This is a genomic window from Candidatus Bathyarchaeia archaeon, assembly GCA_035283685.1.
GTDB lineage: Archaea > Thermoproteota > Bathyarchaeia > Bathyarchaeales > Bathyarchaeaceae > DATETJ01.
Genome location: DATETJ010000002.1, coordinates 280,806 through 296,698, shown reverse-complemented (window position 1 = coordinate 296,698; position 15,893 = coordinate 280,806). Strand labels below are relative to the sequence as shown.

At 46.1% G+C, this 15,893-nt stretch carries 24 protein-coding genes; 9 read left to right on the top strand and 15 right to left on the bottom strand.

Going from position 1 to position 15,893, the window contains the following annotated elements:
- Positions 1 to 57: 57 nt before the first annotated feature.
- Both VJ249_01715 and VJ249_01710 read right to left on the bottom strand, forming a co-directional pair.
- Positions 58 to 1,110, bottom strand: coding sequence for an amino acid--tRNA ligase-related protein (locus tag VJ249_01715; GenBank protein HKZ93283.1), 1,053 nt, complete (start codon positions 1,108 to 1,110; stop codon positions 58 to 60).
- 61 nt (positions 1,111 to 1,171) lie between these two features.
- Complete coding sequence (locus tag VJ249_01710) at positions 1,172 to 2,389, bottom strand: OB-fold nucleic acid binding domain-containing protein (GenBank protein HKZ93282.1); 1,218 nt, start codon at positions 2,387 to 2,389, stop codon at positions 1,172 to 1,174.
- A 112-nt stretch (positions 2,390 to 2,501) separates the two neighbouring features.
- Between VJ249_01710 and VJ249_01705 the strand changes: the two genes are divergently transcribed.
- Positions 2,502 to 2,768 carry a DUF131 domain-containing protein gene (locus VJ249_01705; GenBank protein ID HKZ93281.1) on the top strand — a complete coding sequence of 89 codons (267 nt, stop codon included), beginning with the start codon at positions 2,502 to 2,504 and terminating at the stop codon, positions 2,766 to 2,768.
- Between the two features lie 14 nt (positions 2,769 to 2,782).
- Positions 2,783 to 3,064 carry a DUF131 domain-containing protein gene (locus tag VJ249_01700; protein HKZ93280.1) on the top strand — a complete coding sequence of 94 codons (282 nt, stop codon included), beginning with the start codon at positions 2,783 to 2,785 and terminating at the stop codon, positions 3,062 to 3,064.
- On the opposite strand, the gene VJ249_01695 is transcribed toward VJ249_01700, so the two are convergent.
- The 4 genes from VJ249_01695 to VJ249_01680 form a co-directional block, all read right to left on the bottom strand.
- Entirely contained in the window at positions 3,054 to 3,212 is a 159-nt protein-coding gene (locus tag VJ249_01695) for a hypothetical protein (protein ID HKZ93279.1), read from the bottom strand. The two genes, VJ249_01700 and VJ249_01695, sit on opposite strands and share 11 nt — an antisense overlap.
- Before the next feature lie 43 nt (positions 3,213 to 3,255).
- A complete protein-coding gene (locus tag VJ249_01690) occupies positions 3,256 to 3,708 on the bottom strand; it encodes a hypothetical protein (GenBank protein ID HKZ93278.1) in 453 nt (150 codons plus the stop codon).
- Positions 3,709 to 3,723: 15 nt separating this feature from the next.
- Entirely contained in the window at positions 3,724 to 4,164 is a 441-nt protein-coding gene (locus tag VJ249_01685; GenBank protein ID HKZ93277.1) for a flavodoxin domain-containing protein, read from the bottom strand.
- A gap of 195 nt (positions 4,165 to 4,359) precedes the next feature.
- Positions 4,360 to 4,659, bottom strand: coding sequence for a hypothetical protein (locus tag VJ249_01680; GenBank protein ID HKZ93276.1), 300 nt, complete (start codon positions 4,657 to 4,659; stop codon positions 4,360 to 4,362).
- Positions 4,660 to 4,771: 112 nt separating this feature from the next.
- Between VJ249_01680 and VJ249_01675 the strand changes: the two genes are divergently transcribed.
- From VJ249_01675 to VJ249_01665, 3 genes are all read left to right on the top strand, one after another.
- Positions 4,772 to 5,923, top strand: coding sequence for an ATP-binding protein (locus VJ249_01675; GenBank protein HKZ93275.1), 1,152 nt, complete (start codon positions 4,772 to 4,774; stop codon positions 5,921 to 5,923).
- A 164-nt stretch (positions 5,924 to 6,087) separates the two neighbouring features.
- A complete protein-coding gene (locus VJ249_01670) occupies positions 6,088 to 6,498 on the top strand; it encodes a hypothetical protein (protein HKZ93274.1) in 411 nt (136 codons plus the stop codon).
- Complete coding sequence (locus VJ249_01665) at positions 6,452 to 6,994, top strand: DUF6036 family nucleotidyltransferase (GenBank protein HKZ93273.1); 543 nt, start codon at positions 6,452 to 6,454, stop codon at positions 6,992 to 6,994. Before VJ249_01670 ends, VJ249_01665 begins: the two co-directional genes overlap by 47 nt.
- An 84-nt stretch (positions 6,995 to 7,078) precedes the next feature.
- Here VJ249_01665 and VJ249_01660 read toward each other — a convergent pair whose 3' ends face one another.
- The 3 genes from VJ249_01660 to VJ249_01650 all read right to left on the bottom strand — a co-directional run bounded on the left by VJ249_01660 (position 7,079) and on the right by VJ249_01650 (position 9,260).
- Positions 7,079 to 7,483: a HEPN domain-containing protein gene (locus VJ249_01660; GenBank protein ID HKZ93272.1), complete on the bottom strand. Its 405-nt coding sequence runs from the start codon at positions 7,481 to 7,483 to the stop codon at positions 7,079 to 7,081.
- Positions 7,484 to 7,488: 5 nt separating this feature from the next.
- Positions 7,489 to 8,079, bottom strand: coding sequence for a nucleotidyltransferase domain-containing protein (locus tag VJ249_01655; protein ID HKZ93271.1), 591 nt, complete (start codon positions 8,077 to 8,079; stop codon positions 7,489 to 7,491).
- 368 nt (positions 8,080 to 8,447) lie between these two features.
- Positions 8,448 to 9,260 (bottom strand): hypothetical protein, encoded by an 813-nt coding sequence (locus tag VJ249_01650; GenBank protein HKZ93270.1) that lies wholly within the window; start codon positions 9,258 to 9,260, stop codon positions 8,448 to 8,450.
- 175 nt (positions 9,261 to 9,435) lie between these two features.
- Here VJ249_01650 and VJ249_01645 point away from each other — a divergent pair, with 175 nt between their 5' ends.
- Entirely contained in the window at positions 9,436 to 9,654 is a 219-nt protein-coding gene (locus VJ249_01645) for a DUF5678 domain-containing protein (protein HKZ93269.1), read from the top strand.
- On the top strand, positions 9,651 to 10,052 hold the full coding sequence (locus VJ249_01640) for a hypothetical protein (protein ID HKZ93268.1): 402 nt from the start codon (positions 9,651 to 9,653) through the stop codon (positions 10,050 to 10,052). The genes VJ249_01645 and VJ249_01640 overlap by 4 nt, the downstream gene beginning before the upstream one ends.
- Before the next feature lie 148 nt (positions 10,053 to 10,200).
- Here VJ249_01640 and VJ249_01635 read toward each other — a convergent pair whose 3' ends face one another.
- Positions 10,201 to 10,557, bottom strand: a complete 357-nt coding sequence (locus VJ249_01635) for a nitroreductase/quinone reductase family protein (GenBank protein HKZ93267.1) — start codon at positions 10,555 to 10,557, stop codon at positions 10,201 to 10,203.
- A 96-nt stretch (positions 10,558 to 10,653) separates the two neighbouring features.
- A complete protein-coding gene (locus VJ249_01630) occupies positions 10,654 to 11,223 on the bottom strand; it encodes an NUDIX hydrolase (GenBank protein HKZ93266.1) in 570 nt (189 codons plus the stop codon).
- Positions 11,224 to 11,280: 57 nt separating this feature from the next.
- Between VJ249_01630 and VJ249_01625 the strand changes: the two genes are divergently transcribed.
- Positions 11,281 to 11,457, top strand: a complete 177-nt coding sequence (locus tag VJ249_01625; GenBank protein ID HKZ93265.1) for a hypothetical protein — start codon at positions 11,281 to 11,283, stop codon at positions 11,455 to 11,457.
- 7 nt (positions 11,458 to 11,464) lie between these two features.
- Here the strand turns inward: VJ249_01625 and VJ249_01620 are convergent, their stop codons facing one another.
- From VJ249_01620 to VJ249_01605, 4 genes are all read right to left on the bottom strand, one after another.
- Positions 11,465 to 11,617 (bottom strand): hypothetical protein, encoded by a 153-nt coding sequence (locus tag VJ249_01620; protein ID HKZ93264.1) that lies wholly within the window; start codon positions 11,615 to 11,617, stop codon positions 11,465 to 11,467.
- 112 nt (positions 11,618 to 11,729) lie between these two features.
- Positions 11,730 to 12,356, bottom strand: coding sequence for a dTMP kinase (gene tmk / locus VJ249_01615; GenBank protein ID HKZ93263.1), 627 nt, complete (start codon positions 12,354 to 12,356; stop codon positions 11,730 to 11,732).
- Entirely contained in the window at positions 12,340 to 13,053 is a 714-nt protein-coding gene (locus tag VJ249_01610) for a class I SAM-dependent methyltransferase (GenBank protein HKZ93262.1), read from the bottom strand. Before VJ249_01610 ends, tmk begins: the two co-directional genes overlap by 17 nt.
- 192 nt (positions 13,054 to 13,245) lie before the next feature.
- Complete coding sequence (locus VJ249_01605; GenBank protein ID HKZ93261.1) at positions 13,246 to 14,496, bottom strand: hypothetical protein; 1,251 nt, start codon at positions 14,494 to 14,496, stop codon at positions 13,246 to 13,248.
- A gap of 108 nt (positions 14,497 to 14,604) precedes the next feature.
- On the opposite strand from VJ249_01605, the gene VJ249_01600 reads away from it, so the two are divergent.
- Complete coding sequence (locus VJ249_01600; protein ID HKZ93260.1) at positions 14,605 to 15,885, top strand: HD domain-containing protein; 1,281 nt, start codon at positions 14,605 to 14,607, stop codon at positions 15,883 to 15,885.
- Positions 15,886 to 15,893 lie beyond the last annotated feature (8 nt).

Below are 15,893 nucleotides of genomic sequence, written 5' to 3'. Positions count from 1 at the left end.
CGTTAAAACTGTTTTCTCTGTCGAGTTAAAGCAAAGAAAAAAGTGGGTTGTGGATTGTTACATTAGGGTTTGCTTGTTCATTGGGAACACTGTGCTGGCTCGTATGTCGCTGCTTCCAAGCACGTATTGCGTTACTCGGTTGAGTCCTATGCCGCAGCCTGAATGCTGAGTGCCGCCGTGCAGGCGATAAAATTCTAAGTACCAGTCGAAGTCGTGTATGCTGCCACCTTTCTCAATCAACTGCCGCAGCATATTAGAGTCTTTCAATCGTTGCAACAATGGTTCGTACTCGCATTCTCTCTCAGCCGCGCCTACAGCTTCGCCACCGCATGGCAGCAGAAGATCAGTGCTGTTGACAACGTTGGAGTTGTACGAGTTCTGCTTCATGTTGAAGAACTTGATAGCCTTGGGATAGTGTGTTACAAACAAGGGTTTGCTGCCGAAAACTTCCACCAGCGCTTTTTCATGTATGCTTTTTAGGTCGTCGCCCCATTTGACGCCGAACGAGCTTAACTGTTCCACCGCGTCGGCGTAGGAAACTTTCTTGAACGGCGGCTTCACGTTGACTCTGTCCTTGTCCACGCCGAGCAGTTTCAGGTCTTCGCTTCTAGTGGCTATGCATTCCTGAATCATGGAGTAGATAGTGCCTTCAATATGGTGCATCAACTGCCAGAGGTCGCCTTCAAACTCCAACTCAACCAGCGTAAACTCTGTCAAGTGTCTTTCGTCTACCGCTGGCTCGGCTCTGAAGCTGGGTCCAATGCACCAGACTTTTTTCAGGAAAGGCGTCAAGACTTCGAGGTAGAGCTGGCCTGTCTGTGCTAGGTAGCAGTTTTCGCCAAAGTGGTCCACTGTGAACATTGTGGCAATGTTCTCGCACGCACCTGTAGCTCTAGTTAAATGTGGCGCTATGATTTCGGTGAAGTCGTGGGCATCGAAATACTTACGCGCTCCTCGTAGTAAACTGGCTTCAATTCTTGCGACTGCTTGCATTTCAGGTGTGGCGTACAGCTCGAATCTGTTGGCTGTTTTGGCTAATTTTTCAAAGATTTTTTCAGAAGGAAAAGAGCTTTGATAGACTTTTTTCCGGGCGTAAATTGGCTTTTGCAAAGCCCAAGCCGATCTCATCAGCGGTTTTAGCTTATAAGATTTGTTGTTATTTTTTATGAAATTATTCTAGTTTATTTTCTGGTTGCAGAGTCGCAGGCTTTGAAACGATCTCAACCGTTGTTGAGCTTCGAGAAGCAAGTTCCAGAGGATTTAGAAAGCCTTTCTTGACGTAAACGTCTTTCAACTTAATCTTGGTGCCGATTGACAGCTCTCTTGCGAACTCGGTGTGTTTTCGCCACAGTGAAACTCCGATTGTCCCTGATTCATCGGCTAGATCGAATGAAGCTACAAGCACATTCTCGCCTCGAGACGTGGTAACCTCTTTTATTATTGGTGCGGATGTGACAGCGGCTTCGATAATGGCTAGTTCGCCTTCCGCCAAATCCGCTATTCTACGTGTTGTTTCGCTTTTAGCGATTGGTCTAGCTGCTTGACCAGCTGTCTTCTGGATTTGGCTGGAGTTTTCTACGTGCACTTCAACTCTGCCGTCAAGTCCTGTTTTGACTCTGGCGTTTGTTATGCGGAGGTGGTCGCCCTCGTCCACTGTGCCGAGTTCATCCACTTTTTCGTTCCAGAATACGAGAGTTGTCTCTCCGGTTTCGTCTTTGAGGCGTAGTCGCCTGACCTTGCCGCTTGAACTATCCTTCCTAGTGAATTCTGAAATTGGGAACACGCTTGTAACTTGTCCTTGCACGCTGGTCTTCTTTTTCTGAGGTGTCACCTGTGCAATCTTGTCCATGGCTTCGGCTGTGTGGGGAAAGCGGCTTTCATCAATGCCTTGGGGTGAAATCTCCAAGTCTCCCTTTCTTCCAAGGTGCAGTTCAAGTCTGCCATCAAAGGATTCACGCACATAAGCATGGAGGACTCTGACGATTTGTCCCTGCTGCATCTTTCCAGTTTCAACAAGGTCCACATTGTCGTCCCATAAGACCAGCTTTAAAGTGCCTGTTCCATCTGTTAGAAGCAAACGAGCCAATTTTCCTTCTTTGAAGTCTTTGCGGGTGAAAGTCTGAACTGGATAAACGGCGATGACTCGTCCAACAATAGTTACGTCGTTTAAGCCTGAGACTAGGTCTTTGATGGCGATTTCGCTGGGAAACGCTTCTTCTTGGCTTTGGATTTCGACGCCTAATTCCATGGCGACTATGCGGGCGGCGACTTCGTCGAGGAAGTAGTCGTCGGATGAGCGCTTCTTGTCATAGATTCTCCTGAGCACCTCGCTTCGTGTGAGGTCGCGTCGCGTTAGCAGTATTCGCTGCACAATGTTTTCGAGGTCCACTTTTTTCAGGGCTCTGCACTAGTTTCGCGGAGAGATTTTATTTAAACCTACTTCTGTGAAAGCTTATCTGAAACAGGGTTCAGTAACCTAATTGTACAGATGTGAAAGCTCTGTGGCTGATCAGCTTCTTTCGAGCATCGGTGTTGCGTTACTTCTCGTGGGCTTTGCAGTCGCATTCATCGCCATGATGTGGCTGATGCTCTCAGGTGCAAAAGGCGGCAAGGGCAAAGTGAGAGGCGGAGGCGCAGTGATTATCGGTCCAATTCCCATAGTCTTCGGAACAGACAAGGAGTCAGTTAAGATCATTTTGATATTGTCGATTGTGTTGGTTGTTTTGCTCTTTGTCTTCACGTTGTTTTCCTATGGAATCTTCAGGTAGGAAGACTTGGAATTATGTTTGAGGCTGAGGAGCACGGGGCAACATCCAGTTTGCCTTTGAAGTTGTTTCTGTTCGGTTTTGTTTTGATGTTTGCAGGGGTCATTGTGCTGGTGGCTTCTGCCTTGCTCGGCGGCGATGGAACCGTGAGCGGCGGCGCAATAATCTTTGTTGGGCCGATTCCCATTGTGCTTGGCGCTGGTCCCTACGCTCCTCTGGCAATTGTCCTTGCTGCAGTGTTGACGATAATCGGTTTTATCGTGTTTTTCTGGATGAGAAAGCAGGTTGCTAGGAGCTAGTTTTGGTCTTAGGTGTTGTTGCCGTGGCTGTTTTTTCTTCTTTGCCGAAGATCATGTAGAGGAAGACTAGGACTAGGAAGAAGAATGTGATTACGAGCAGGAATGTTAGCACAACGTTTTCGAAGAATGCGCCGATTTCCATTGCCATGGCAGGGTCACTTTTGTCTCTGTTAATTTGCCGTAGAGCCTATTTAAACAGTACCTTCACTGCTCGTTGCCCTCTTCCTCTTTGGCGGCGGATGCTCCTCAGGCTGTTTCCATTCTCGGATGAGTATATCGAAGAAGTCGTCGTCGTCTTCGAATAAGTCGAAGCGTCCAAGCGACTCGGCGAGTTTCTGGGCGATTATGTGGTAGCATATGTGCCCATGGTCGAATTGGAAATAGAAATCGTCGCACGAGCAGTACTCAGCTGCAGGCATGACTAGGTAGTCGCGTTCTTTGCCCACCACGATCCAGACTATGCGCCCGCTGGGTTGAAACACGTATTTTTTGATGCGGCTTTCGCTAAGAGCCTCAAGCGCCTTGTTGACTCGCTGACCAAACGTTGTTATGAGCGTGTTTACGTGGATGTTTGACACAGTGCCTTCTAAGCGAACATCGGCGCAGACGGCTTCGAGCACCTCAGCTTCCAGCTTCTCTTTCATCTCTATCCTAGACGCCTATTTGCCAACGATTTCCTCGGCGACGCGCTTACCCAGTTTTCGGCATTCGTCAAGCTGCGCCTGCTTAGGCTCGTACAAGACAGCGATTGGCGGCTCAATCGTCTTCATGCCAAACCTGTTCTTTAAAATCTCCAACACTTGCTCTGGCGCTTCGCCGCTCCAACCGTACGAACCGAAAGCCGCGCCGACTTTGCCCTGTAGTTTAACTCCAGCTTTGGCTGCTTCCTCCAGCACCTGTTTTATCGGTAATGTAATGTCATGGTAGTATGTTGGCGCGCCTACGACTACGGCGGCAGCTTCGGCTAGTTCCTTCGGTTCCGCATAGTACTTTAGGTCTACATCAACCCCAGCTACGGAGCGAGCGCCCTCAGCCAAAGCCTGAGCCATACGCTCAGTATTACCCGTCTGGCTATCGTACAACACAAGCAGCTTAGCCATGTCACAGCAGTCTCCTTTGCCTTCTCTTCTTATCAACTTCATGATCTTTAAGATTACTGTTATCATGAAACGAAGCTGAAACGAAGCCCACGATAAACCTCCTAAGAAAGCCTTTCTCCAGTGAGCGCGACGAATTCGGCTGGTTGGATAGAAATTCTATGAACACATAAAAAAAGAGGATAGTTGAAGAGTTCACTATTCTTTTTTGCTTTCAGCTTCTATGCCAAGCAAATGCTTAGCCACAACTACATGCGTATGACCGATTATGGCATTTAGACCAGCAACGATAGCCAGCAGAAACCACGACATTGACTCCAAGCCAAGAGTGATGTTCATTGCATCACCAATGACTCCTAACGCAGCAAATATGAAGCAAGCATACTGAGAAATGCCAGCAAACCGGTCACAGTCACGAATCTCCGTCTTTACTTCTTCACGGTTCTTGAAAGGTTTACTATTCCACGTCGTGCTCAATTCTTCTTTTATGATAGACATCTTCACCATCACTTCCTTTTTCTTTCTTTTCTTAACTCAAAGGCTGCTGCCATGTTATATAGGAATTCCTATATATAGAGACTCCTATATACTGTCCTTTTAGGCGTCTGATATGGCTGTAGGCAAACCCCCAAAAGAAATCATTGACAGAGAAAAGGAAGTCACGAAGCTCGTAAGGAGCCTTTCGGATCCTTCCAAAGATGTAAACTACGCGTTGATTGGTCCTCGAAGGATCGGCAAGACTACCATTCTGTTGAAAGTCAAAGAGGAACTTGAGCGCAAACAGATAATAGTCGTTTATATCGATCTCTCGGTCTACAGATTTTCGCCGTATGATTTCGCACAGAATGTAATGTCTCAAATAACGAAGGCTTATGCTAAAGACTTGGGTACGGTGGAAAAAGCCTCAATAACATTGGGCAACCTGCTAAGAACACTCACGAAACTGAAAAGACTCCGCCTAACCATCGAGCCTTCAGTAGATGAAAAGGGACAAATCGCAGTGCAGATTCGCCCCGAAGTGGCAGAAACCGAAGACTACAGAACCGTGTTTCTCCTAGCATTCGATTATGCAAACGAAGTCTCCAAAAAAAGCCGCAGGAGAATCGTGGTAATCGTTGACGAGTTTCCCAATCTGATCGAGTTCAAGAGGTATCCCAAGCTCGAAGCCATAAACGAACTGCTAAGAAGCATAATTGAACAAAGAGAAAACGTGGAATACGTGGTCAGCGGCTCAAGAGTCCACTTCATGAAAAACATCTTGGGCAAGGGCGAAAGCCCACTGTTCGGACACTTTATCATTGAGGAAATCGGGCAGCTACCCGAAAAATACGCGGTTGAACTGTTCATGAAGACTGCCAGGTGCAGCCAAAAAGAGGCAGGAAGAGCGTATAAGCTTGTGGGGGGACACCCCTACTACCTCATCATGCTAGCTGAAAACCGAAACCCCCGCGAACACCTCGAAGAAACCTACAGAAGAATTCTCACTAACCCGACCGGTGCGCTCAATCTTTACGTAAATTATATCCTGAAAGAGGATTTGGGCACTTCAACGAAGGAAACGCGGCTCCTGGGAATCCTGAAAGCCATCTCACAAGAAAAAAGCTCAGCATCTCAAATCGCAAAGCACATAAAACTCAAACTCTCAAGCCTCCCATACTATCTTCAAGAGCTTGAAAGATACGACCTAATCCAAAGAAAAGACGGAAAATACCAGATCACAGACAAAGTCGTCAAAGACTATTTCGTAGCAACGCAAGTATAGAACCAGCTATATATAGAAAATCCTATACAAAGCCGATCGCGTGAATTTCATCAAGTCATCTTGAGGATTTTGAACTGCGAACCGCTAGGGGAATATTGCTGCAATATGTTTAAGTGCGGGTTTCTCCTAGTTATGGTTGAATAAGTTTCCTTGTGGGAAACAAAATGTCTTTGGAGCAGAAGTCCCAGATTCTTCAAGCCGCTGCGTCAGGTGCATGTGGCGTCAGAGACCTAGTCCACAAACTCAGATGGAAAACATCAACAATAGTGTCTCTGACAAGGAAAATGAGTGAAGAGAAGCTGATCGAGTTTCAGGCTGTTAGGCATGCAATTCGAGGCAGGCCAAAAAAGAGCATAGTGTGCACGGCTCTGGGCTTGGATTTCCTTGAGACCTACAAAAAGCTAAATATGAAGCCTCTTCGAGCTAGGAAGGCAGACTTGGAACGGGCTGCCAAAGATGCATTATACACGCGGAGACTGGTTGAGAATGGGCATTCTCCGTTTTTATTGTTCATGGAGTTGAATTCAATTGTCCGCAATATTAGGGACTCTTCAGAAACTCATCAAGCTGTTTGAAGGCAGAAACATTCCTTACATGATCATTGGAGGCTATGCTCTGCCCTTCTATGGAAGAGTGCGAACCACACTTGACATTGACATAGCAGTTGCAGTCAAGACAGAGCAGGAACTGAACCAGCTTCGCAAATGGCTACAGGGAATAGGCGTGGAAGTCACGGTCTATTCGCCGAACAACCCAGTCCTGGTCATTGTGGACCATGAAGAGAAGGTGGAAGCTGAGCTTTGGCTGAAACCCGATGGGATTACGTTCGACAACGAAACCTTGAAGCGAAGAAAAAAAGCCAAACTCGGCAAAAACATAAGCGCGTGGATCATCTCGCCCGAAGACTTCATAGTGAACAAGTTAGCCAGACCGGACAGAGGCGCAGTTGATGAGCAAGACGTAAAAAGCGTGCTCGTGAGACAAGCAGGCAAACTGGACAACAAATACTTGGTAAAAAGAGCCCATCAAGCAGACGTGCTTAGAGTTCTGGAGACTATACGAGCTTCCTGAGGCATCAGTGCTACTTAAGGTGTTTATTTTAGGTGCGGTCGATAGTCACGCAGCAGTCGATGGCTTGGGGTTAAAATGCAGTAATCATTTGCTGAGGAATTCTTTGACCCAGTTGAAGAATCGTGCTGCGTCTCTTACAGCTTCTCGTGCGTCGTTTTCGTTCATCAGTCTTTCTTCGTATTCAGCCGCGTTCTTTATTCCAAGCAGTCTGCTCAACTGTTTGCTTCTTGCTGTTAAGGTATCTTTCGGTAAACCAACTGTCTGAATGAGGCTGATTACGTCTTCATGCCTTTCTCCAGCGTGTCTGACACCTAGCATGAAGACTGTAAGAGCGTCGCAAGCGCTTATTCCGCAGTGAACAGCGTTAATAACAGCTGCGTTCCATCTTGCGCTTCTCAGACACTCTGACGCCGCGTCCAAGCATTCTTCAGATTTCCTCAAATAGTTAACGAAGAGAGATTTGTTTACATGTCTAACTCGTGTGGACATGGTTCTTATTCCAGGGGGTTGCCGCAGATCAACACGTGATTTCGTACAGCTTGTTTGATTGGAGATTCCTTTTGTCTCTTTTGCAGGTCTTCTTCGCCAACATAATATGCTGAAATTGAGTTGCCAAATCTGTCAGAAATGTCCTTCTGAAGTTCGGCAACGATGTCTTCCACCTTTTCTTTGTGGTTGGTTACGATGAGAAGATCTATGTCGCTTCGTGGCGTTTCTCTTCCTTCCACTACACTCCCGTACAATGCGACTGATGTAACCAAAGGAGACTCCATTTTTCTTTTTATTGTGTCTTTAAGCTCTGAGAGGGCTTGATGTTCCAGTTCAAACGTTCTTTCAACTATGTTTGCTGCATAGCTGTTTGCGTTCAGTTTGAAAGCGTAAGACCTTCCAAGAGTCCGCACAGTAATGGCGTTTGTTTTTTCAAGTTCATCAAGAACCTTGTTGATGCCCATGTGCGATATGCCCAAGAATTTGGCAAGTTCCCTTATGGTGAATTCCTTCTCGCGGTATCTCCAAAGCGTTCTAAGAACCTTGACTTTCACCTTGGAGCCTAACAGCCCTTCGATCAAATTATGAAACTGCATGACTATCACTGTAAACTAAAGTTTCCATATGGAAACAAAAGTAAAAAAACTTTCGCATCACAAAAAAAGGAAATCTCACCCGAAGACTTCATCGTGAACAAGTTAGCCAGACCAGACAGGGGGGGCAGTTGGCGAGCAAGATGTGAAAAGCGTGCTCGTGAGACAAGCAGGCAAACTGGACAACGAATACCTAACAAAAAGAGCCACACAAGCTGAAGTCCTTACAATACTGCAAACTATCCAGTTTTCTTAGGGCACCGATTTGAACACATCCACTGATCCGGGCGGATGATGTGCGAGGTCAGTGCTGTGTATCCATTTTATTAAAAAAAGGGGGGTTGGTTTGGGGTTCTTGATGAGCCTTTTTCCTACACGTATGGCGCGAGACCGTATGCCCAGTTGTACCAGTTGGCTAGTGGCGTCCACAGGGAGTTCCAGCTATTGTGGGTGAAGATGTTATATGCATCACCAGTTGTGAAAACACCATTGCCATCATAGTCTAGGGAACTTACAGGGGGCAGAGGATAGCCAAAGAGTGGCGGTGGTGTGAGACCATAGTAACCATCAATCATTGCGGTCAGGTCCACGAGAGTGCTCCAGGACAATTGCGGTTTTCCTTTACCTTCGATGTATGCGAGGAATTGATGCTTCCACCATCCAGGGCTCTTTCCCGCTGGTCTTTCTTCGCATGGGATGGTCACGGAGAAGTATTTCTTCCAGCCGATTATCGACGGGTTGTCTTGTCCCCAAGCATCTCGTTGCGTGAGGTCTTCAGTCACGCGTGCGTGCGCGGATATGTACAGCAGATCGTTGCATTCCACACCTAAGCCTGTCAACGAGACTACAAACGTGTCGGTTGTAACTCCGCCTAAACCTTCATGTCCGATGAAAAGCTCCAATGGGAAGGGGAAAGACCAGCCTGGCCATGTGGTGTCCACGTAGAGATGTGTGGCAGTCATTAGCCAACCGCCTGCGGTCGCGAGCGTGACGACTAGATTCTCTCCTTGGATGGCGACTGTGACGGTTCCTACGTTGATTGCATCCGAATATGTCCACAGTGGCTTGGTGGTGAGCGTACCCTGAACGAACGTCGCATTTCCCGATGTTACTAGACTAAAGGCCAAAGCAAGCATGCCCACTAGCAATAGCATTGTTTTTCTTGCGGTCATTTTGGTTTTCATTTTCTACCACTAGGTATGTTGTTGTCAATTTCCACATAACAAACTTGTGAAGAAATCTTCTAGAAGCTTATTACATGTGCTCACACTCATACGAGCTTCGTGAAGCGTCAGAGCTCCTTAAGGTATTTATTTCGGGTAGCAGTCAATATCAGACAGTAATCGTGATGAGTTTCTTATGAAGAGATTTGGGGAAATAGATGAAGACTTCTTGTGGTATGTTGAGCATCCCGAAGCCTTTGAAGACTACAAGGGACAGCACGTAGCTATATGGAACAAGAAAGTCATAGGTCACGGCAACACGGCCAAAAAAGCCTACGACATGGCTAGGAAAAGCTATCCCAAGTCAAAACCGACGCTGGCTTTCATTCCGAAGGAAGAAGCGCTCATCTTATGACCGAACTCCGCTTTCCCTACAAACTCATCGACACGGAAACATTCGGCAAAGTCACCATACCCGTCGCCAAGATATTCTTACAAGGAAAACAAGAGGAAGCCGCCATAGATGTCATCGTCGACACAGGAGCGGTCATATCAATCTTCCCAAAAAGCCTCTGTGACGTCCTCGGCATAGTCTTTGAAAGCGGTCAACTGTCCTACGTGAAAACAGCCACAAGCGAGTCCATACCGATCCGAATCCATAAACTCCAGATAAGAATAGACAACCACGCGTTCAAAGCAAGAGTCGCTTTCTCCACCATCGAAAACGTCCCATACATATTAGGCAGACTAGATGTCCTCGACCAAATAGAAATGAAATTCAACAAACACGGAACTACATTCATAGCAAGGTAACCAAAAACAGAGTCAGATACTGACCAGCGCAGATGTCTGTGAAGCTAGACGTTCGTCGAAAGGCTGCCGCCGGACTATATAGGAATCTCTATATATAGAAAATCCTATATACCGCCCAGGTCGCCTGGCCGTCAGAGCCCGTGTGCCTCTATGTAATGATCATTGTAATCTCGATTATTGTTGATTCTGAGAACCAATCGTCAATTGTGTCTTCGTTTGCCTTGCCGTAATATTTAAGGTAGAGAGCATGTTTTCCCAATTCAAAAGCTTCCCCGCCTTTGGCGATTCGTGCGTTGCCTTTGAACTGGATTTTTCCGATCTTGAACTCGACTCGACTGTCTTCAAGAATGTTTTTCATCCAGTCAGTGTATGCTCCTTCGTGGCTGAGATAGATTTTCTTTCCAGCTGTTGCAAACCACAACTCAACTGTGTGTGGGTTTCCAGTCTTTCTACCTCTAGTCGTTAGATAGATGTACTTTTCGTCGGCGACCCTGCTAACATCCATGTGACTCAACACTTGCTCGCGTGAAGTTGTTTAGACCGAGTTAGATTACCTTTACGCGTGATTCAGCCTTCTTCAACAGTGAAAAGGCTTGTGCGGTTAAGAGTGAATAAGTTTCTTGTTTGACACGAGCAATGTCGCTATAATTAGAGCTGAGTCGATATACTTCCCTCTCATTACACGATCCAAGACCTTGCTGAAATCTACAAGTTCGATGTTCGCTATTTCATCTGGGTCAGGTTTTCCCTTTAGCTTGAGGGCTTTTGTAAAGAATATTTCAACTGTTCCAGCCATGTTGCTGGGATTCCAGTTGAACCTCCCAATCCACTTGAGCTCGTCAGTTGTGTAGCCTGTCTCTTCTTCCAACTCCCTTAAGGCTGCTTGCTTCGGGGTTTCTCCAAGGTGTATGCCGCCAGCAGGCAAGTCATTTATCATTTTGCGAAGAGGGTGTCTGTATTGCTTGGTCAGAACCATCTTGTTGTCTTTTGTGAATGCTGCTATCGCCACTGCACCTGCGAAAGCGCTAGGCGAGCCCCAGCCTGAGAAGTAGACCCATTCATGTCTTGAACCATCTGCGAATTCCAGAGTATCTACGACAACACGCCTGCCATGCTTATTGTAGACTGTTCTGGATTCTGCAACCTTCACCTTATCAAACTTACTTCGCAAGGCACACACCACACATAACATCACCTCGCAACTTAGTATGACTTCTCTTAGCAGTGATTGCAGTCACGCGTCGAATTCTTGGGCGAAGGCATCATCGCGCCGACACATCTCCTTTACACCATGCATGGAAACCAGCAAGAACTGGAGACGCTGATTAATGAAGCATATCTCCTACTCGCTAAATACTTGAGAAACGAAGGGGAAAGCTGGGTTCCTATAAGAGCAATCACGTAGGGTTTTGTCATGAGGATTTCGGTAGCATATCTAGACGTATTGGACATATCGGGCATGCTTGGCGTGCGAGGTCTAATACTGGAATTCTCATGCCTATCGCCATGCATACTGGACACGCTTTATTGTTGTCGTATATGCACACGATCTTGGTTTCAGACATTTCATACACCTCTTATTCTTATTGCATCGAATTCTGGTTAATAGTGTTGTGCTTCGCACTCTTCGGTGTCTTTTTCAAATCCTCATCTAAATAATCCGTGAGACAGCAGGTCTTAATTCCGCTTTGCAGGAAACCAACCTCTTATTCTCAAGGCTCCTTTGATTATGTCAATGATTGCAGAAATCGACTTGTTCGTTGTATCTATCCTAAGCAATGGGACTTCAAATAGCTCTTCCACATCGCGATAGGCTTTCATAAGTCTAAGCTGAAACTCATTGGAAAGCAGTAGACCGCGCTGGAGTGAGTTGTCAGATCTTTTCTTAATCCGTGTCAATTGAACTTGCCTTTGCACAGTGAGAAAAATCACTAGATCTGGCATAAGAAGGAACTTGCGGAACGATGCGATCAGTTTTATCGGCGTTCTTACCGATAGCCGCTCAATGGCTGCATGATATGCTACAGTTGACCAAACATAGCGGTCAGCGACTACGTGACTCTTACTCAGAAGAGTCTTTGCCAAGACTGAGAGTTGAATATTCGAACACAGGAAGTATGTGAATCGCGCCATTGGCGTAGCTGTTTCAAGGACATGTTGTTTTATCTTATCAAAGGGTGGAGGAGGGGATTTGATATATTGACCGTTGATCTCCTCTGCCAGTTGTTTAGCGATGGTTGTCTTTCCAGTGCCATCAATTCCTTCTATGATAATGAAAATATTGCGATCAAGTCTGCCTGACATGAGCGTGTTCCTCACTAGTTTCGGTTTGGAGTTGTCTTTCATTTCTTCGAAACACAGCAATAATTCGATCAGAAGAACTTGGGACATACTCCGCACTAACATCGTAATCTCCGTAAGCTTTGAGAAAGTCAAACTGAGGACATGCCGCTGATGCAATCGTCTCCAAAGTGTAGATCTTGCTTATCTCTTGATCCCTAGCGGAGATTTCTTTCCCTGTCTTTAGATTCCTTATCCGATAATAGTATATTCCTTCGTTAAGGTCTCCCACAACTCTCTTGCGTATCTCGACCTTCACAAGGTAGGAATCGTTCCTTGCTTCACGTGAGTAGTTGCGTTTGTCTCGAAGACCATGGTTGTTCATGTCAACGAAAAGCAGGCCCGATGCTTTCAGGGACCTGGAGACTCCCGCAAAAAACTTGGCTATGTCTTCCTTGACGGATAAGTAGTTGAACGTCGTCCACATACAAATGGCAACATCGAAATCCATGTTCAATCCCAAGCATCTGATGTCCATCCTTATGAAATCGCATTCCGGGCAGCGCTGCCTAGCCAAGAGTGCCATGGCTCGAGACAAGTCTATTCCTGTAACCAGATATCCATACTTCTTGTGTAGCACCTCTGCTAAGCGTCCTATTCCGCATCCCAAGTCCATAATGTGTGCAGCCTTCGGGTTGAGCGATCGTATCGTTTTGTGCAAGAATGCCGCTTCTCTTTTGCTATTACGACACGTCGCTAGGTCATAGAAAGGGGCTAGTTCGTTATAAAGAAGCTTGAGTCGAGCATGTTCTACAAGCGAACGACTTCTTGATGATATTGATCTTAGAGGTACATAATACGCCGACCTTCGGAAGCCACATGCTTTGTCTTCTTGGAGTGTGGATGACATATTTCATATCTGCCTAGGGAGCTTTGAAGCCTCCGTGGAGTATTTTGAGTTGTCCCAAATAGATTGAAAATGCCTAACGCATTGTTCAAACAGTCGTCCTCCTGATGTGACTTTGAAAGTGCAGGATTTCCAATTGGGCTCTTGGATGAAATAGGGACTGAAGTAGAGATTGGAATCAACTCTCAATATTGCCAGCGTTGGCAAGGTTCGGTAGAATTTCAAGCGGATATACGTTTTCTTAGCTAGCTTCGAAGTTTTGATTTTCTCGTTGATATCATCAATGGTTCGCGTTATAGTCTGACCATTGTCCGCATTGTAGGTCCCGAGATCTGTCTCAAAATCCCGCATCGATGGGAGATTCAGCTTCTTCTTGTCAAACGTGATGACAACATCAGGGTCTGCAACAAGAAGGCGGATGTCAACACCCTCGTTTGCTTTCTTCAAAAGAATTTGATCACGATAATCTCTTTGGAAACCTCCTAGCCCAACGCCGAGCGCCCAGATACACTTATAGGCATTATCCATGAGTCTGACGTATTCTCTGGTCAGACCGCGTTGCATGAACGCGCCTCTTAAGCCAAGCTGCTCAAGGGCGACATCACTCTCTAGCGCAACTCTATTCTCGCCTGATATTGTTGAATTCTGCTTCCATTCCCGAAGTACATCATCTTTAGGTCGCTTGCTATAGATATAGAACTGATTGTCCTCGAAGGTGCTTTCAGCATCATGGAAGTCGGTCTTTTCAATGCCACAAACATCGTAGACCTGCTTGGAGATTGCGAGGCAATCAACGGGCACTGCCTTCTGAGCGTGTGAGATCAAGTTGAGCTCTACACTGTGGATGGAGCCAGGTTTTTCCTTGTACTTGAAACTTCCTTTGTGAAGTGCAATTCGTACATGGATTTCCCCGCCGAACTTCATCCGTCCAATGCGATCATTAAGCGAAGGAATCTCAGCAAGGATCTCCTTGGCACTTTCAGTGGCGGTTTCTCGAGCGAAGCTTTCGTTATCATCGTAGAACACGCAGAGTCCACCATCTCCCTGCCACCCCCAAAATTTGGCAGTCCCGCATCTTTTATGCTTAGCTTTTCTTTGGACGGAATCATAAACGACGCGCTCAAATTCACCGAGTGCTTCATCAACTTTGTCAGCCTCATTGCTTGAAACAAGTTTCGAAGAACCTTGTATGTCAAGCACCATGAAATATGCGTTAATATAACTTTGGCCGTCTCTAAAGCCTTGGCTTTCAACCATGTATAAGCGCCACCGCCTAATGCATTAAAATAATTCTTCAATATAATAGTTTATGAAAGGCATAGGATTGAGAGGCCTTTACATATTTCCGAATTGCGTGAAAGTGTAATGATATTCGATAGATTATACGGAAGACTGAGCTTTCCACACGTCGTAGGATTGCTGCTGACTTGCCCAGGACTCTTGCGTCTTCGCGAGATAAGAATTGCGAACGTGCCCTTTCTAGCATTTCCTTCATTTTCAAACTGCAACAGGTATGAACACTCAATTGGCGCTTGCCATCTTGCCGGTTTGACTGCGAAAACCCTTGACTTGACCGCAAAGGACAAAATCGAGTTAATGACCGCAGGCTTATACCATGATGTCGCTACGCCGCCGTTTGGTCATGCAGTAGAGGGAGTTCTCAAAGCGGAATTCGGCTATGATCATGAGCAGCATCTATATGATCTGCTCACAGGAAGGACGAGTGATTTAGGGAGAGAAATGGCACAGATTTTCTTGGGAAGGAGTCTCAAACTTCAGAAAGTTTGTCAAACTCCGGAAGCAAGACAATTAGGTTTGGACCCATTCCGAATTGCTGATTTGGCGTTGGGAAAGACAAGACTAGGATCCCTCTTGAAAAGTACAGTTGATCTGGATAACATCGATAACATTATCAGAGCCTCTACTGCAATGGGACTCGAAAAGGGTGACGGACGCCTAGCTGAATTACTCGCCATGTCCTTCGTAATAGTTGGCGAAGAAATACAGTTCTCTGAAAAAGCTTTCGAAAATCTGAGCCGCTGGCGCAGGCTCAGGGAAAGGGTGTATACATGCATTTATGATGATGTGCAGGATTTCTCTCTTCAGGCAATGATCAAACATGCAGTTAGAGTTCTCGTCCATTCGGAAAACGTTCCTAAGCTCAGAGAAGAAGACTGGTGCCTTACAGAAGAGGAGCTCCTTCACAATAGATTGATGCAGAATCCCGACACGAAGAGAATCGCAACTCGGATAAGACTTGGCGACACTTTTACGTGTCTGGGCATGTTCTCATTAAGTAGCTGGGATATTGACAACGTTAGGAAAACTGCGATACCACAGCTCGAGGATTCTTCGGAAAAGTTCTTTGGGTTCAGAATCATTGCCGATTACTTTCTTGACAGAAGGTGGAGAACTCGGGAAATTCAGACTCTCCATCAACCTTTGATGACGTTTGAAGAAAATCTTAAACCGCACCAAATCCAACCTAATGTAATTGTGGGAATTTTCACGGAAGAAAGGATCAATAAGGTCAAACGACTGTGTAAGAATCGCGATTTCGCATCTTGGGTTCTTTCGTCAATACCGTCGGGAACTGATGTTCATTTTATGAGAACCTTGCTGGAGCGCACTGGGGGGCGATTCTAGCTGAATCA

Excerpts from the sequence above, each read along its gene's own strand:
- VJ249_01675 (HKZ93275.1), top strand. The coding sequence starts at position 4,772 with ATGGCTGTAGGCAAACCCCCAAAAGAAATCATTGACAGAGAAAAGGAA.
- tmk (HKZ93263.1), bottom strand. The coding sequence starts at position 12,356 with ATGTCAGGCAGACTTGATCGCAATATTTTCATTATCATAGAAGGAATT.
- VJ249_01695 (HKZ93279.1), bottom strand. The coding sequence starts at position 3,212 with ATGGCAATGGAAATCGGCGCATTCTTCGAAAACGTTGTGCTAACATTC.
- VJ249_01660 (HKZ93272.1), bottom strand. The coding sequence starts at position 7,483 with ATGTCCACACGAGTTAGACATGTAAACAAATCTCTCTTCGTTAACTAT.
- VJ249_01620 (HKZ93264.1), bottom strand. The coding sequence starts at position 11,617 with ATGTCTGAAACCAAGATCGTGTGCATATACGACAACAATAAAGCGTGT.
- VJ249_01600 (HKZ93260.1), top strand. The coding sequence starts at position 14,605 with ATGATATTCGATAGATTATACGGAAGACTGAGCTTTCCACACGTCGTA.
- VJ249_01690 (HKZ93278.1), bottom strand. The coding sequence starts at position 3,708 with ATGAAAGAGAAGCTGGAAGCTGAGGTGCTCGAAGCCGTCTGCGCCGAT.
- VJ249_01645 (HKZ93269.1), top strand. The coding sequence starts at position 9,436 with ATGAAGAGATTTGGGGAAATAGATGAAGACTTCTTGTGGTATGTTGAG.
- VJ249_01640 (HKZ93268.1), top strand. The coding sequence starts at position 9,651 with ATGACCGAACTCCGCTTTCCCTACAAACTCATCGACACGGAAACATTC.
- VJ249_01680 (HKZ93276.1), bottom strand. The coding sequence starts at position 4,659 with ATGTCTATCATAAAAGAAGAATTGAGCACGACGTGGAATAGTAAACCT.
- VJ249_01685 (HKZ93277.1), bottom strand. The coding sequence starts at position 4,164 with ATGGCTAAGCTGCTTGTGTTGTACGATAGCCAGACGGGTAATACTGAG.
- VJ249_01700 (HKZ93280.1), top strand. The coding sequence starts at position 2,783 with ATGTTTGAGGCTGAGGAGCACGGGGCAACATCCAGTTTGCCTTTGAAG.
- VJ249_01650 (HKZ93270.1), bottom strand. The coding sequence starts at position 9,260 with ATGAAAACCAAAATGACCGCAAGAAAAACAATGCTATTGCTAGTGGGC.
- VJ249_01655 (HKZ93271.1), bottom strand. The coding sequence starts at position 8,079 with ATGCAGTTTCATAATTTGATCGAAGGGCTGTTAGGCTCCAAGGTGAAA.
- VJ249_01605 (HKZ93261.1), bottom strand. The coding sequence starts at position 14,496 with ATGGTTGAAAGCCAAGGCTTTAGAGACGGCCAAAGTTATATTAACGCA.
- VJ249_01670 (HKZ93274.1), top strand. The coding sequence starts at position 6,088 with ATGTCTTTGGAGCAGAAGTCCCAGATTCTTCAAGCCGCTGCGTCAGGT.
- VJ249_01635 (HKZ93267.1), bottom strand. The coding sequence starts at position 10,557 with ATGGATGTTAGCAGGGTCGCCGACGAAAAGTACATCTATCTAACGACT.